The sequence below is a fragment of the Shewanella sp. SW32 genome, from assembly GCF_025653365.1.
Classification (GTDB): Bacteria; Pseudomonadota; Gammaproteobacteria; order Enterobacterales; family Shewanellaceae; genus Shewanella; species Shewanella oncorhynchi.
Genome location: NZ_JAKKSJ010000004.1, coordinates 82,134 through 98,104 on the forward strand (window position 1 = coordinate 82,134; position 15,971 = coordinate 98,104).

The following is a 15,971-nucleotide window of genomic DNA, read 5'->3' on the forward strand; positions in this document are numbered from 1 at the left end:
GCAAGTCTCATGCTAGTAATTTGCGATAAATTTTTGTCTAATACTTAATAGATAACAAAATCGTTACATGTACATCAAGTACTAAGGGCTCAACTTGAAGTTTGTGATCCACTTAATTGTGATCTTGTGCAGCTGTTTTTTGGGTATAACGGGGCAGGCAAGTCCGTTGTCCTCTGAGCCATTAATCATCGTTATGGGTGAGGATAGTTTTCCCTATCAATATGTCGACAACGATGGCGAGCCGACTGGATTACTGGTTGATTTATGGAAAGAGTGGGCTAAACAAAGCCATACCCAAGTCGTTTTTGTGGCGCGCCACTGGCACGAGTCCCTTGAACAACTGCGGCAAGGTAAGGCGCAAGTGCATATCGGCATGGGGAAAACCCCAGAGCGAGAGCAAGAGTTCGACTTTGCTGTGCCCATCGCCGATGTCGGTACTTTTTTGTATTTGCATAAATCCCTGCAGGGCAAAAAATCCATCAAAGAACTGATCCCCTTTCAAATTGGTGTGGTAGCGGCTTCATCCCATGAAGCGGAATTACACCGTATCGAATCGCAGCTTGTGTTTAAACGCTACGAAAGTCGTGAGAAATTATTGGCAGGGGTCGCCGCGGGCGAGATCGTAGTCTTTGCGGGGTTAGAAGGCTATTTGAAAGATCCCGACTCATCCCAAGAGATTGCCGCAAACTTTCCTAATACTGCCCGCCTTCAAATTAAGGCGATGCAGTTTGTACCCGCAGTTCAAAAGGGCAATCTTGCATTAGTCGATAAGATCAATAAAGGTTTCACTGCGCTCGATGTGCACTTTATTCAGCAAACGGAGCGACGTTGGCTTGGCTATCAACGTCAACAAGCTGGACTCGTTATTTCGATGCAACTGGGCGTCGAGCCTTTTGTGGACTTAGGGGTCGATGGTTTACCCCATGGTTTGTATGTGGACATGTGGCAGCTTTGGTCTGAGAAAACGGGTATTGCCGTTGATTTTATTTCTGGTGATATGAACTCCAGCGTGGACGATGTTCGTCGCGGTCTCGCCGATGCCCACATAGGTTATCCTGAAAGTGATGATGTTAAAACGGGCCTTACTCAGGCTTGGCATTTATATACGGTGAAGAGTCGACTCTTTCTCTATCAGCAACAGTTAATCGATTTAGACAGCTTAAAAGGTAAACGTATTGGTGTGGTGCCGACAGCGCCTTATTTGGTGGATTTGCGTAAAGCATTACCCCAAGTGTCACTGCGTTATTACGACAGTATGGATGCCATGGTGGCGGGGGCGAGGTCTGGAGAAGTTGTCGGTTTTATCGCCGCGGGTGCATGGACATCCCATTATTTACTGCTCAATAAAGGCTGGTCTGACTTTAGCCAGTATCCTGATCTCGAATTTAGCACCAACATTTATGTGCTGACCCGTAGCGATGATGCTGGCCTTACACAGAGGATAGCCAATGGGTTTAACAGTATTAGTAATCAAGAATTTGCTGAGATTGAACATAAATGGATGCTCAATCCTAAAGATCATGTTTTTACCCAAGCTGAGCGCCATGTCAGCCTAAGCCCCGCAGAACAGGCATATGTGGAAAGTGTAGGCGAACTCAAAGTCGGTTATTTAAAGCAATGGCCACCGATGGAGTTTATGGATGAACAGGGTGAGTTTGCGGGGATCAATAGCGATATCGTCAAATTGCTCAAGGAACAACTCAAACTTAAGCTCACGCCCGTTGCCTTTGATGATTGGCATTCGTTAATCGAGGCGTTGAAAAAGGGCGAGGTGAGTTTAGCCGGCAGTGTCGCGCAAACGGCGGAGCGCCAGCAGCGTTTAGCGTTTAGTGAAGCCTATTGGCCATCGCCGTGGGCCTTAGTGTCGCAACTGGAACAAGTCTCGGTTTTTAATATTGCTCAGCTCGCAGGTCAAAGGGTGGCTGTGGTTGAGGGATATCATTTAGTGGCGCAATTGATGAGTCTGGAGCCTTCGCTCAAGTTAGTCATAGTGCCAAATACGCAGGCCGGATTAGCGGCCGTGACGAATGGCAATGCGGATGTGTTTATCGATAAAGTGGTGACTTTAGCTTCTGAGCTTAAAACCAGCCACTATCCGACACTGAAAATGTCGCTGCTCAGTGATCTCGCTGATCAACACAGTCATATTGGTGTTTATCCTCAATTTGCGCCGCTGGTGCCGCTGATTAATAAAGCTTTGGCTTTGGTTGATGCTCAACATCAGCAAAAAATATATACGCGCTGGGTGTCATTTTCTGTGGCGACAGAGAGTGCTAAATATCTGCAATGGCTGCGTTATATCGTGTTTGGCGTGATAATCTTGTGCTTAGTGATGGTGGCGGTGTTATTAGTGAATCGCCGCTTAAATCGTGAGATCACCCAGCGATTGGTGGCAGAAAAACGTTTGTTGCATGTGGCTAATCATGATGCTTTAACTCAGTTGCCCAATCGTGCCTTACTTGATGACAGACTAACCCAAGCTTTGCTATCTCATCGCAGAGAACAGGCACATTTCGCTTTGTTATTCATCGATCTCGATGGTTTTAAACAAATCAATGACCAACACGGTCATCCTATTGGCGATGAATTACTGGTACTGGTCGCCCAAAAGTTAACCAAGGTTATCCGTGGATCAGATACCGTTGCGCGATTTGGCGGCGATGAGTTTGTTATCCTGCTAAATCGTGTGCAAGATCTCGATGCTGCAACCCAAGTTGCTGATAATATTCTACAGGCACTGTCGAGCCCTTTGCTTATTCAAGGCGTCAGTGTCAGCATAGCCGTCAGTATTGGCGTGGTGATTTACCCCCGCGATGGTGACACAGCGATAGGTTTGTTGAAAAAAGCCGATCAGCTTATGTACCAAGCAAAAAGTAGCGGTGGGCGTTGTTATCGCTCAGCTTGATGTTTTTTTGAACGCTCATGCTCAGATAGTGCGTTCGCCTCTAGTCAAGGGCGTAAAACTGTTTGATACTTCACCGCCTAAGAGTGAAGTACTTTGGTAATCGGTATTATTTGACTATAATGCCGCTTTTATCTCGTTTTGATTATTTCCAAAGCACCGGTTTCCGGATAAAGGATAGAGTTAGATGCGCAGTCATTATTGTGGAGACGTCAATAAGTCTCACGTTGGACAAGAAGTTACCTTGGTAGGTTGGGTTAATCGTAGCCGTGATTTGGGTGGCGTTGTCTTTTTAGATTTAAGAGACAGAGAAGGTCTCATCCAAGTGGTCTATGATCCAGACTTACCTGAGGTGTTCAATGTCGCCAGCACGCTGCGCGCCGAATTTTGCGTTCAGGTCAAAGGCTTAGTTCGTGCCCGTCCTGATAGCCAAGTCAATGGTCAAATGAAGACGGGTGAGATTGAAGTCTTAGGTCAAGCCTTGACGATTATCAATGCTGCCGATCCACTGCCATTGAGCATGGATAACTACCAGAACAACAGCGAAGAGCAACGTCTTAAGTATCGTTACTTAGATTTACGTCGTCCAGAAATGGCGCAGCGATTAATTTTCCGCGCTAAAGTGACCAGTTCTGTGCGTCGTTTCCTCGATTCAAACGGTTTCTTAGACATAGAAACACCGATCCTGACCAAGGCAACCCCAGAAGGAGCCCGCGATTATTTAGTACCAAGCCGTACTTATAAAGGTCAGTTCTTTGCCTTGCCACAATCGCCACAGCTGTTTAAACAGTTACTGATGATGTCAGGCTTTGATCGTTACTACCAAATCGTAAAATGCTTCCGTGATGAAGACTTACGTGCCGACCGTCAGCCAGAATTCACCCAAATCGATATCGAAACGTCTTTCATGAGCTCTGAGCAAGTGATGGCGAAAACCGAAGAGATGATGCGTGGTCTGTTCCTTGAAATGCTGAACGTCGATCTCGGCGAGTTCCCGCGCATGACCTACAACGAAGCGATGCGTCGTTTTGGTTCAGATAAGCCAGATTTACGTAACCCATTAGAGCTGGTGGACATTGCCGATTTACTCAAAGAAGTGGAATTTGCGGTATTCTCTGGTCCTGCGAACGATGAAGAAGGTCGTGTTGCTGCACTGCGTATTCCGGGCGGCGCTGCACTGTCTCGTAAGCAAATCGATGATTACACTAAGTTTGTTGGCATCTATGGCGCCAAAGGCTTAGCGTGGATGAAGATTAATGACCTAAGCCTTGGCTTAGAAGGCATTCAATCACCTGTGCTGAAATTCTTAAACGAAAGCATAGTCAATGAAATCGTGAGCCGCACTGGCGTGCAAACTGGTGACATTATCCTGTTTGGTGCAGATCAGGCGACTGTGGTTGCCGAATCTATGGGCGCACTGCGTCTTAAAGCGGGCGAAGATTTCAGCTTATTGCAAGGTGAATGGCGTCCACTGTGGGTAGTTGACTTCCCAATGTTTGAGAAAATCAACGGCAACTTCCACGCGGTTCACCATCCGTTCACCGCACCGCGCGGCGTAACGGCAGCTGAACTTGAAGCTAACCCAGCAAATCGCGTTTCTGATGCTTACGATATGGTATTAAACGGCTGCGAATTAGGCGGTGGTTCAGTGCGTATCCACAACCAAGAAATGCAGTCTGCGGTATTCCGTATTCTGGGTATTACTGACGATGAAGCTAAAGAGAAATTCGGCTTCCTGTTAGAAGCGCTGCGTTACGGCACACCGCCACATGCAGGTTTAGCGTTTGGTTTAGACCGCATCATCATGCTGATGACGGGCGCAAGCTCAATCCGCGATGTGATGGCGTTCCCTAAAACCACCACTGCCGCTTGTCCGCTGACTAACGCGCCTGGTTTTGCCAATCCGCAGCAATTAGCTGAACTTGGTATTGCCGTGGTTGAGAAAGCTGTTAAAGCGGAAGACTGATCTTTTGTAAAAGGGCTTTGTAAGGCGACTTTTGTAAATCGACCTTATTCAAATCGACATTATATAAATTGTTTTAGTGTAACTCGTTTTTGTGTAAGTCGATTTGGGTTAACCCTTGTCAGTTATTTTGAGTCGTACCGAAAACCGAGGCATGAGCCTCGGTTTGTTTTAGTGAACCGTCATTCCACGCTTATCAATATCTGTTAGTTCAATCCTTTAAGTAAATAGCCGTTATTTAGTCTCATTCCACCTTCGGCTCTTGATAAGCTTTGCGATGGCACCTAGATGATACCTAAGTAGAGGAGACTTCCCATGGCAGGTCACAGTAAATGGGCCAACATTAAGCATCGTAAAGCGGCCCAAGATGCTAAACGCGGTAAACTCTTTACTAAATTCATTCGCGAGTTAACCGTTGCAGCCCGTGAAGGTGGCTCAGATCCCGACTCCAATCCACGATTACGTGTCGCCATCGATAAAGCCCTCGGTGGTAATATGACCCGAGACACGGTTGAGCGTGCGATTAAACGCGGCGCCGGTGAATTAGAAGGCCAGCAACTCGAAACCATTCTCTATGAAGGTTATGGCCCAGGCGGCACCGCTGTGATGGTTGAAACCATGACGGACAATCGTAATCGTACTGTGAGTGGTGTACGTAATGCGTTTAGTAAATCGGGCGGTAACTTAGGCACGGATGGTTCTGTGTCTTATCTGTTCACTAAGCGTGGAGTGTTATCCTATGCGCCGGGAACCGATGAAGATGCATTAATGGAAGCGGCGCTTGAAGCGGGCGCGGAAGATATTGTCAGCTATGATGATGGTGCTGTGGATGTGTTTACCGATCCCGTTGATTTCTATATGGTGAAAGAGGCGCTCGATAAAGCCCATTTTGTGGCGGATAATGCCGAAATCGCGATGATAGCCTCGACGAAAGCTGAGCTTGATCTAGAAACCGCCGAAAAATTTATGCGCCTTATCGACACCCTTGAAGATCACGATGATGTGCAAGAGGTGTATCATAATGCGGAAATCTCCGATGATGTGATGGCAAGCCTAGGCTAGATTGACTGTGAGCTGAATTAGGGCGTCAATTGATGCCAATTTTAGCTCGCAAACGCTAACGTAGGAACAGGGACGCAAATGTAGATCCCCTATAAGGTATTTAATGGCAATTATTTTAGGTGTTGACCCAGGTTCACGGATCACAGGCTACGGCGTGATCCAATGTCAGGGACGGCATCAGATTTACCTCGGCAGTGGTTGTATTCGCACTTCGTCTGAAGAACTGCCTGGCAGGCTCAAGCAAATATTTGATGGGATCACTGAGATTATTCGTCAGTATCAACCGGACGAATTTGCGATTGAGCGCGTATTTATGGCAAAAAATGCCGATTCTGCGCTCAAGTTAGGCCAAGCACGCGGCGCGGCCATTGTTGCTGCCACAGTCGCCAATTTACCTGTGGCCGAATACAGTGCTACTCAAATTAAGAGTGCCGTCGTGGGTACGGGGCGAGCGCAGAAAGCCCAAGTACAACACATGATCCAACAACTACTTAAATTACCCGCAGCCCCACAAGCTGACGCCGCAGATGCACTCGGTGTTGCTGTGTGTCATTATCACACCAGCCAGAGTTTAATTGCATTGAGTGGCCGGGCAACGGCAAGAACATACGGACGGTACAGATGATAGGTCGTTTACGGGGCGTGCTCGTTGAGAAACAAGCACCAGAAATTTTGATCGATGTTAACGGTGTGGGTTACGAGTTGCAGATGCCGCTTACTAGCTTTTATGAGCTGCCTGAAGTTAATCATGAAACTATGGTCTACACCCACTTTGTGGTGCGTGAAGATGCACAGCTTCTCTATGGTTTTATCACTAAGCAGGAAAGGGCGTTATTTCGCTTACTGATCAAGACCAATGGTGTTGGCCCCAAGCTCGCACTGACCATTTTATCAGGCATGACAGCCGGAGAATTTGTGGGCTGCGTTGAGCGCGATGACATAGTGACCTTAGTGAAATTACCTGGTGTTGGTAAGAAGACCGCCGAGCGGTTACTGGTAGAAATGCGCGATAAGCTCAAGAGCTTGATGGAAGCCTCAGCAGGCTCAGAGCGTGAGTTCGTGCTGCAATCCAATTACTCACCCGCACCGACAGTCAATAGCGCCGAAGAAGATGCTATTTCAGCTTTAATTTCGCTGGGTTATAAACCACCGCAGGCGAGCAAATCGGTTTCTGCAGCCTACAAAGAGGGCATGGATTCAGAAACTCTGATCAAAGCCGCCCTTAAATCGATGCTTTAATTGAACAATGATGATAATTAAGATGAAAGCTGCGATAAGGAATAATAATGATTGAGGCAGACAGACTCATCCAGCCGCAGATCCAAGCTCAAGATGAATCCATCGACAGGGCGATGCGCCCTAAAATGCTCGATGAATACACGGGTCAAGATGACACTCGGGCACAGCTTAAGGTGTTTATTCAAGCGGCAAAGAATCGTAATGAAGCCTTAGATCATATGTTGATTTACGGTCCGCCGGGATTGGGTAAAACCACCTTAGCCATGATTGTTGCGAACGAGATGGGGGTGAACATTAAATCCACCTCTGGGCCTGTGCTGGAAAAAGCGGGCGATCTCGCCGCACTTTTGACCAATCTCGAATCCGGTGATGTGTTATTCATCGATGAAATCCACCGATTAAGCCCTGTGGTGGAGGAGATTTTGTATCCAGCGATGGAAGATTACCAGCTGGATATCATGATAGGTGAAGGGCCGGCAGCGCGCTCTATCAAGCTTGATTTACCGCCGTTTACTCTAGTGGGTGCGACAACACGGGCAGGGGCTTTGACTTCACCACTTCGGGCGCGTTTTGGGATCCCGCTACGGCTTGAATTCTATAATATCAAAGATTTAAGCACCATAGTCACGCGTTCGGCGCAGGTGATGGAACTGGATATTGATGCTGAAGGTGCATTTGAAATCGCACGCCGTTCACGTGGTACACCGCGGATAGCTAACCGACTGCTTCGCCGCGTGCGGGATTACGCGCAGGTGAAGCATGATGGCGCTGTCACTAAGTTTGTTGCCGATCATGCACTAGACTTGCTGGATGTCGATAATGAAGGTTTTGATTACATGGACCGCAAGTTACTACTCGCCATTATCGATAAGTTTATGGGTGGCCCAGTTGGACTCGATAACTTAGCCGCAGCCATAGGCGAAGAACGCGAAACCATTGAAGATGTGCTAGAGCCCTTTTTGATCCAGCAAGGTTTTATCCAACGCACGCCCCGCGGCCGTATTGCAACCGCACGAGCATATCAACATTTTGAGTTGATCAAACCCGAGTAATCATCAGCTTGATGATTTATATGATTAAGAGGCGACCTGAGAGTCGCCTTTTTTATGGGAAAAATTTACCTGTGCATACAATTTGGGCGAAGTAAAAGCGATATTTAAACAAATTAAGGGGCGGTAATTGGAGGGAATAATGAGCTTTTATGAGTTGATAGGTATTAATTTCTCATTATTAAATTGTATCAAAACTCCAAAGTATTATGGCAGTTTTCAGCTCGTTATTTAGACATTAATAATAACTTTCATATAGAAATCTATATATTTACAGTTATCTACTAATGCCCTGTATTAATTGAAAAGTGTATCAGCGTGGTGTGTTTATTGAGCTAAGATCTGAGTTCTTCACTATTAAGGTTGATTTTTCTCTGAGATTAATTTAATTCAACAAATTGGATTTAGGCCATTAAATTCTCAAAACAAATAGTCGCTACAGTTACCCTTTCTTAGGTTTTCATACGGAATAACTTGTAATGATATTGTTTTGTTTTTATCGATGGCTTTGTTTTTATGCATAAATAACACAATTGATGCTGATTGTATCTTTTGTTATGTGCTGATTTAGCGAGATTATCTTAATAATTATGGCTATTTCAAATTGCTCACGCCTATAGATATGCAGTTTAAGTGGTAGTTAATCAATACTTCATTCCAATTCAAGGCTCTCGCTGTATCGAATAAGTGTGATACATATCACACTTTTTGGTATTGAATATGTTTCGCAAAAGTAATTTGTTAACAGTGTTAATTACTGGCAAATCATCATAATCAAGGCTTAACCTCTGTATGATTATATATATTAAGTCTTATCGAAAATAAAAATCATAAAATTAAACAAATTAACTCAAATTTGTTAACATAAATTTTTGATTGGTTAAAATTTTGAGCATTGACGGAGTTAAAGTGAATCCTCAGTATCAGGTGCAACACTAGTACAGCAATAACTGTACAAGCTGTAAGCATAAAAATAATAGTAAGATCTAGGGAGGATTCATACATGATCAAAAGAACAAAAGTAGCGTCAGCTATTAACTTAGCTATCGTTGCATCTATCACTACAGGTGCATTTGTTACGTCAAGCGCATTTGCTGCTGAAGAAAAAGCAAAAGTTGAACGTATTGAAGTCACAGGTTCACGCATTCAACGCCAAGACATGGAAACTGCATCTCCAGTGACCGTTATTGATGCTGCTGCGATTAAAGCGGAAGGTTTTACTTCTGTTGACCAAATGTTACAAGTGCAGACTTCCATGGCGGGTGCGGCAGTGGGTTCAAGCACAAACAACGGTGCTGACGGTGTTGCCCAAGTTGACTTACGTGGCATGGGTTCACAACGTACGCTTGTATTACTGAACGGCCGTCGTATGGTGAACTCAGGTTCTGGTGCCAATAGTTCTGTGGATTTGAACTCGATTCCAGTGGCTATGATTGCGCGTGTTGAAATTCTGAAAGACGGTGCCTCAGCGGTTTACGGTTCAGATGCCATTGCTGGTGTAGTGAACATTATCACGAAGAAAGATTTCGAAGGTTTCCAATTAGATTTCAACGGCAGTGGCACTGATAAAGGCGATGGTGAAAGTGGCGATGTCAGTGCTCTATACGGTTTCAATACCGATGGTGGTAACTACACCTTTGGTGCTGCTTTTTCTGACCGTCGTGGTGTTATCCAAGGCGATCGTGATTGGTATGATCCAGCAGAAAACTCAAGTTCAATCATTCCAACTGGTGCTTTGAATGGAAAAGTAGTAGATGCAAATGGTAATTGGGTAAAACAAAGTACATCTTATAATTTCTCACCAGATGTATATTTCCAAACACCAAATGAGCGTCGTAGTTTATTTGCCAATATGACTCAAGAGTTAGGCAATGATGTGGTATTAACTGCAGATGCGATTTACACCAATCGTCGCTCAAACCAGCAATTAGCTGCGCAGCCAGCACAGATTAAGTTGAATGTGTGTGGAGCTCCAGGTCTTAAAGACCCTGCTGCTAACTGTTTAACTCTTGACGATGAAATGATTGCAGCAGGTATTAATCCTGATAAGCGTGGTCAAGTACTTTATAAGAGACGTATGAAAGATGTTGGACCACGTATTTATTCTCAAGATACAGATACATGGAGATTATCTACTGGTTTAGCTGGTTCTTTGGATGTTCATACTGGTATGAATTGGAACATTGATTACACTTTTGGTAAGAATAAAGCAGAAACAGCTGTAGAAAACTCCATCAATGCCAATATTATGGCTGAAGCAATTTATGCAGATCCGAATGCTTGGTTTGCAGGTAATCCTCTAACGTCAGAAATGAAAGATCCTGTTGGCTATACAGAAGCTGCAAATGGTGGTAATGAGCAGCAAACACTTTCGGCAGGGCTAAATGGCGAGTTGTTTGACTTAAGCGCAGGTGCCGTTGGTTTTGCACTCGGTGCTGAATATCGCCGTGAAAGTGGTTTTTATAATCCTGATCCAATTGTAGTTGCGGGTGAAAGTACCGCTGCTCAACAGGACCCTACTGATGGTAACTATAACGTTATTTCTATTTTCCAAGAAGTAAGTGTACCTTTCACTGAGAAATTAACAGGTGAATTTGCGCTACGTTTAGATGATTACTCAACATTTGGTAAAGCGACCACTTGGAAGATTGGTTTAACTTATGCTGCAACGGATGAGTTGATGGTTCGCGGTGTAGCGGCTACTGGCTTCCGTGCTCCAAGTGTTGCTGAATTGTATGGTGGTAACTCAGGTTCTTTTGATTATTTGACTAACCCATGGCTATCAGCGGCTGAACAGCCTGGGCAGATTCTAGTTAACCGTACATCTGATCCAGATTTGAAGCCTGAAGAATCTGAATCATATACAGCAGGCTTAGTATACTCGCCAAGCTACCTTGAAGGTATGTCAGTGACATTAGATTACTGGCGCTTTAAAGTGGCTGATGCAATTGCTCGTTTAGATACGCAAACAGGGTTAGATGCATGTAAGAAGGGTGATGCAAGTGCTTGTAAAACCTTTAATATTACATCTGATGGTGATTTGACAGATTTAACTAATGCACTTACTAACGTAGGTTCGCAAGATACTAGTGGTATTGATTTTAACTTAGCCTATAACTTTGCTGCTTTAGGTTTAGATTGGAAAATCAATAATGATATGACCTATTTACTGAATTTTGAACAAGATAACGAGGATTATACTGGTACGATTGACGGTAACTTCGGAGCTTACTCTAAAATACGTAATAATTTCAGTATTTCAGCGGGTTTAGATGATTGGAGTATAATGTACTTCAACCGTTATATCGCCTCAATGGACGATACTTATACTGTTTACGATGACAATGATGTTCCATCAGGAGCGGTACGCACAGCAGATTCAGTCCTATATCACAACATATCGGGTACATATCATGTTAATGATATGACAACTGTCAGTTTAGGTATTAAAAACTTCACTGATGAAAAACCTTCTTATGTTACTAACGGTAGTGATGCTGGTACAGTTCCTGAAGTTTATGACACTATCGGCCGTACCATTTACGGTGGTGTAACTGTTAAATTCTAAGCTAAGTTCAGACTCTTAGTTTCTAAAAAGCGCCTTAGGGCGCTTTTTTATTGGGAGTTTACGAGATGAGTTTTTGAATCGCTAATCATCAGTTGATTGGTTGTTAATATCGTATTTTGTTCACAGTTTTCAACATCACACTTCTTAACTAATGTAATAGCGCTAGAGTCGTCTCGATTCGCATGGTAATATAAATGATATAGATTCTCGTTTGGGCTTTAAGGATGAGTAAAATACTCTTGATCGATGATGATCCATTGTTTAGCGTGTGGTTAGCTGATGCCTTATGTACGCAAGGGCATGAGGTTAAGTGTGCGGTTAATGGCATCGAGGGTCTGGCATGCATTGAAAGTTTTGCTCCAGACATCATAGTGCTTGATTTAGTGATGCCACAGATGAATGGATTTGAGTTGCTAAAAGCGCGTGAATGTTCAACGCCAGTATTGATGATTTCAGCACGTGACAATGAAGATGATCGCATCACTGGTTATGAATTGGGGGCAGATGATTTTCTGAGTAAGCCGTTTAGCATAAAAGAGATTTTTGTCCGCTTACGAGCCTTAGAGCGGCGTCTCTGTGCCGGTCACTCTCACTCGCCGCAAATGGCGACTGTGGCGGCTAAAGTGATTAACTTCGATGAAATGAGTTATAGGATCACTATTGGTACCCGCTATGTCGATTTGACCCAAACCGAGTTTAAATTATTTAAATATCTTTTTGAAAGAAAAGGCCAAGTCATCACTAAGCAAGAGTTGCAGCGCTCAGTGCTACAGAAAGATTTGGGCCGATTTGACCGCAATCTGGATATGCACATTAGTAACACTCGCCGCAAGTTAGCTAACATCAGCTTGCCGCGTAACTTGATTAATACAGTACGAGGCCAAGGTTATAGTTTTATGGTTTAATATCTTCATTAACTTATAGTGAAAGGCTCTTTTTTTTGTGGATTTTAGGCGTGTTAACTGGTTAATTAAAGGCCGATTGCAAGTGTCTTGACTGAATTTAATGGCTTTCGTTTTCCCCTTGGGATGTTTTGGTTTATTCTATCGGCCATATAATAAAATGTGCCGTGTGATATCTGTCGCACGCCATTAAATTGCCCTTAGTTTTAACAACCTATTAGGAATCATTATGCGGATCAGTGCCAACTTTGATGGCGGAAATATCCAAGTCGTCAATCTTGATAATAAAGACGATATTCAACTTGCTATCCGCCCTGATGCGGGTGGTGAGTTTTATCAATGGTTCAATTTTCGATTTGAAGGTGAAGTGGGTAACCATTACACCTTGAATATTATCAATGCGGGAACCGCTTCTTATACCAAGGGATGGGAAGATTATCAGGCGGTGGCCAGTTATGATCGCCAGCATTGGTTCCGTATTCCGACTCAATATCAAGACGGTAAACTGAGCATTAGCATAGAGTTAGATTGCGATGCCATTCAAATCGCTTACTTTGCACCCTACAGCTATGAGCGTCATTTAGATTTACTCAGCGGCGCCCAGTTACACCCAGATGTCAATTTAGAGCATTTAGGCCTGACCTTAGATGGCCGCGATATTACTCTGATGAAAGTGGGGAATGGCGATCCTTCTAAACGCAATATTTGGATCACCGCCAGACAACATCCGGGTGAAACGATGGCTGAATGGTTAGTTGAAGGCCTAGTGAATCGTTTACTCGATAATGACTGTCCCACGGCAAAGGCGCTGCTTGATAAGGCTAATTTCTATATAGTCTCCAACATGAATCCCGATGGCAGTGTCAGAGGCCACCTGCGTACTAACGCGATTGGGATTAATCTTAACCGCGAGTGGCAAACTCCGAGTTTAGAAAAAAGCCCTGAGGTATATCACGTCGTCAACAAGATGCAGCAAACGGGTGTTGACCTGTTTTATGATGTGCATGGTGATGAAGGCTTACCTTATGTGTTTCTAGCGGGTTGTGAAGGCGTCCCCGCTTATAATGATAAACTCGCGCAGCTGCAAGCGGACTTTAGTCAAGCATTGACCTTAGCCAGTGCCGATTTTCAAACTCAGTTTGGCTATGATAAAGATGAGCCAGGCCAAGCGAATTTGACCGTAGCGTCTAATTGGGTTGCCCAGACCTTCAAGTGTTTATCAAATACCCTTGAGATGCCGTTTAAAGACAATAACAATCTGGCCGATCCTTTTGTGGGTTGGTCACCAGAACGCAGTATTTATTTAGGTGAAGCATCGCTAATTGCCATGCTCGCCGTTGTTGATAAGTTACGTTAGGGCGAGGCTGATATGGCATTAATTGAATGTCCGGTGTGTCGTAAACGTATGTCGAGCAAAGCGCCTTCATGCCCCCATTGCCAAGCAAAAACCGATGGCGACAATGAGTCCTTATCGCGTATTAGCCATATTCAAAAGTCCAGCAGCTTAATGAATCAGAGTTTCGTTGCTATGACCTTGTTTATTGCTGGTGTGGTGATTTGGTTTTGGGGTGGGGAACCCGCCGAAGGTATGCGTGCAAATATCGCCGGAATATGCTTTGTGTTTGGTTTTGTAGGTTATCTCATTACACGAGTCAGAATCGTGTTACATAAGCGGAAAAGTGTATGACTGATATCAATCAAGTGATCGATCAAATGCCCATTGAAGTTTATGAAAGGCTTCGTAGTGCAGCTGAGCTGGGTAAGTGGGAGGATGGCACTGTCTTGAGTGAGACTCAGCGTGAATCGACTCTGCAGGTGGTGATGTTGTATCAAGCGCGTAAGCTTGAGCAAACAGAGCATTTCACTATTGCATCTGACGGTAAAATTAATGAGCTGTCTAAGGCCGAGCTGAAAAAGCAATTCCGCGGTGAGCCGATTGCTGGCTTTAAAGCGCAGGATTTATAATTTCTGACTGGCCGCGCAGATCGGCTTGCAAGGTGTGCTTTATTAGGAATTAGGTGTAAGTCTGAGGTTGGCAAGGGGAGCTAGCATTTTATCTTTTGTTAGTGATATCAAGACTAACATTGATTTGATATTAAATAACTTCAATGCAAATCTTGGTCCGCAAAAGTCTTAAAATAAACACTCATTTAGTGCTGTTAAGTCTGAACTAAAATCTAGTCTGAGTTTAAATCAAAAAAGCCCATCAAATATGGGCTTTTTTGTTGCTAGCGTTTGAGGGCAACAAACAGATTAGAAGACACTATCTTTAATCTATGCTCAATTCACCGACTAAGTTTTGCAACATGGCCGCTTTTATCTCAGCTGGTTGCAAATTTTTAGATAGCAAATAATGCAGTTTTGCTAAGGCTGCTTCTATAGTCATATCGGCGCCACTGATCACGCCTGCTTTGGCTAATGCATTGCCTGTGGCGTAGCCGCCCATATTCACCTTACCTTGGAAACATTGGGTTAGATTCACCAGCACTATGCCACGTTCATCTGCTTGCCTTAAGGTTTTGAGTAAGGCGGCATCCTGCGGCGCGTTACCCACACCAAATGTCAGCAGTATGAGGGCTTTAACTGGCTGTTGCAGAATGTTCTCAAAAATCTGTGTCGATATCCCAGGATACAAGGTCACCACACCGACAGGTTGTGGGCTGATATGAGCGACTTCTAATGGGGTATCGTTGGCGACCGTGATTTTGCCTGCGCGCAGATTGATTTTGATCCCCGCCTCAAGCAGTAGTGGGAAGTTGGGTGAGGCGAAAGCATCGAAACCGTCGGCATGGGCCTTAGTCGAGCGATTGCCCCTAAAGAGTTTGTTATTGAAGAATAAACACACTTCCGCAACTGGATAATTCGCCGCTATGTAGAGTGAATTCAATAAATTGGTTTGGCCGTCTGAGCGTAGCTGGGCGAGGGGAATTTGCGAGCCCGTCACTATCACAGGTTTTGACAAGCCTTGCAGCATAAACGACAGTGCCGAAGCCGTGTACGCCATGGTATCTGTGCCGTGAAGGATCACAAAGCCATCGTACTTATCGTAATTGGCTTGTATATCGTCGGCGATCATCTGCCAATCGGTTGGTGCCATATTGGAAGAGTCGATAAGCGGGCAGTATTCGTGGATGACGAATGTCGGCATTTCTTCATGGTAAAACTCAGGCATAGATTGCACGCACTGAGTCAGGAATCCCGCGACGGGGACAAAGCCGTTATCGGTCTTTTGCATACCGATGGTGCCGCCAGTATAGGCAACATAAATGGAGCGTTTAGTCATTCT

General features: G+C 44.6%; 12 protein-coding genes. 11 read left to right on the top strand and 1 reads right to left on the bottom strand.

The annotated features are described in order from the left end of the window. The first annotated feature begins 94 nt into the window (after positions 1–94). The 11 genes from L5M28_RS03320 (at position 95) to L5M28_RS03370 (ending at position 14,650) form a co-directional block, all read left to right on the top strand. Positions 95–2,905: a transporter substrate-binding domain-containing protein gene (locus L5M28_RS03320; RefSeq protein ID WP_263202465.1), complete on the top strand. Its 2,811-nt coding sequence runs from the start codon at positions 95–97 to the stop codon at positions 2,903–2,905. A 184-nt stretch (positions 2,906–3,089) separates the two neighbouring features. Next, on the top strand, positions 3,090–4,868 hold the full coding sequence (aspS, locus tag L5M28_RS03325; protein ID WP_219250844.1) for an aspartate--tRNA ligase: 1,779 nt from the start codon (positions 3,090–3,092) through the stop codon (positions 4,866–4,868). Between the two features lie 312 nt (positions 4,869–5,180). Next, positions 5,181–5,927, top strand: a complete 747-nt coding sequence (locus tag L5M28_RS03330) for a YebC/PmpR family DNA-binding transcriptional regulator (protein ID WP_263199527.1) — start codon at positions 5,181–5,183, stop codon at positions 5,925–5,927. 103 nt (positions 5,928–6,030) lie between these two features. After that, the gene (gene ruvC / locus L5M28_RS03335) at positions 6,031–6,552 is read left to right on the top strand and encodes a crossover junction endodeoxyribonuclease RuvC (protein ID WP_006081743.1); all 522 of its coding nucleotides are present in this window, start codon (positions 6,031–6,033) and stop codon (positions 6,550–6,552) included. Beyond that, a complete protein-coding gene (ruvA, locus tag L5M28_RS03340; protein ID WP_006081742.1) occupies positions 6,549–7,166 on the top strand; it encodes a Holliday junction branch migration protein RuvA in 618 nt (205 codons plus the stop codon). Before ruvC ends, ruvA begins: the two co-directional genes overlap by 4 nt. A gap of 47 nt (positions 7,167–7,213) precedes the next feature. After that, positions 7,214–8,218 (top strand): Holliday junction branch migration DNA helicase RuvB, encoded by a 1,005-nt coding sequence (gene ruvB, locus L5M28_RS03345; RefSeq protein WP_028759854.1) that lies wholly within the window; start codon positions 7,214–7,216, stop codon positions 8,216–8,218. A gap of 1,000 nt (positions 8,219–9,218) precedes the next feature. Then, on the top strand, positions 9,219–11,783 hold the full coding sequence (locus L5M28_RS03350; RefSeq protein WP_113940382.1) for a TonB-dependent receptor plug domain-containing protein: 2,565 nt from the start codon (positions 9,219–9,221) through the stop codon (positions 11,781–11,783). Positions 11,784–12,007: 224 nt separating this feature from the next. Beyond that, positions 12,008–12,688 (top strand): response regulator transcription factor, encoded by a 681-nt coding sequence (locus L5M28_RS03355; RefSeq protein WP_219234122.1) that lies wholly within the window; start codon positions 12,008–12,010, stop codon positions 12,686–12,688. 226 nt (positions 12,689–12,914) lie between these two features. After that, a complete protein-coding gene (locus tag L5M28_RS03360; RefSeq protein WP_263202466.1) occupies positions 12,915–14,042 on the top strand; it encodes a M14-type cytosolic carboxypeptidase in 1,128 nt (375 codons plus the stop codon). A 12-nt stretch (positions 14,043–14,054) separates the two neighbouring features. Continuing rightward, complete coding sequence (locus tag L5M28_RS03365; protein WP_028759858.1) at positions 14,055–14,372, top strand: hypothetical protein; 318 nt, start codon at positions 14,055–14,057, stop codon at positions 14,370–14,372. Next, positions 14,369–14,650 carry a YeaC family protein gene (locus tag L5M28_RS03370; protein WP_028759859.1) on the top strand — a complete coding sequence of 94 codons (282 nt, stop codon included), beginning with the start codon at positions 14,369–14,371 and terminating at the stop codon, positions 14,648–14,650. Before L5M28_RS03365 ends, L5M28_RS03370 begins: the two co-directional genes overlap by 4 nt. A gap of 304 nt (positions 14,651–14,954) precedes the next feature. Here L5M28_RS03370 and ansA read toward each other — a convergent pair whose 3' ends face one another. Then, positions 14,955–15,968 carry an asparaginase gene (ansA, locus tag L5M28_RS03375; protein ID WP_006086774.1) on the bottom strand — a complete coding sequence of 338 codons (1,014 nt, stop codon included), beginning with the start codon at positions 15,966–15,968 and terminating at the stop codon, positions 14,955–14,957. Between the last annotated feature and the right edge of the window lie 3 nt (positions 15,969–15,971).

Bases quoted from the DNA above. Each gene is read 5' to 3' on its own strand.
- aspS (WP_219250844.1), top strand. From the start codon at position 3,090: ATGCGCAGTCATTATTGTGGAGACGTCAATAAGTCTCACGTTGGACAA.
- L5M28_RS03330 (WP_263199527.1), top strand. From the start codon at position 5,181: ATGGCAGGTCACAGTAAATGGGCCAACATTAAGCATCGTAAAGCGGCC.
- ruvC (WP_006081743.1), top strand. From the start codon at position 6,031: ATGGCAATTATTTTAGGTGTTGACCCAGGTTCACGGATCACAGGCTAC.
- ruvA (WP_006081742.1), top strand. From the start codon at position 6,549: ATGATAGGTCGTTTACGGGGCGTGCTCGTTGAGAAACAAGCACCAGAA.
- ruvB (WP_028759854.1), top strand. From the start codon at position 7,214: ATGATTGAGGCAGACAGACTCATCCAGCCGCAGATCCAAGCTCAAGAT.
- L5M28_RS03350 (WP_113940382.1), top strand. From the start codon at position 9,219: ATGATCAAAAGAACAAAAGTAGCGTCAGCTATTAACTTAGCTATCGTT.
- L5M28_RS03355 (WP_219234122.1), top strand. From the start codon at position 12,008: ATGAGTAAAATACTCTTGATCGATGATGATCCATTGTTTAGCGTGTGG.
- L5M28_RS03360 (WP_263202466.1), top strand. From the start codon at position 12,915: ATGCGGATCAGTGCCAACTTTGATGGCGGAAATATCCAAGTCGTCAAT.
- L5M28_RS03365 (WP_028759858.1), top strand. From the start codon at position 14,055: ATGGCATTAATTGAATGTCCGGTGTGTCGTAAACGTATGTCGAGCAAA.
- L5M28_RS03370 (WP_028759859.1), top strand. From the start codon at position 14,369: ATGACTGATATCAATCAAGTGATCGATCAAATGCCCATTGAAGTTTAT.
- ansA (WP_006086774.1), bottom strand. From the start codon at position 15,968: ATGACTAAACGCTCCATTTATGTTGCCTATACTGGCGGCACCATCGGT.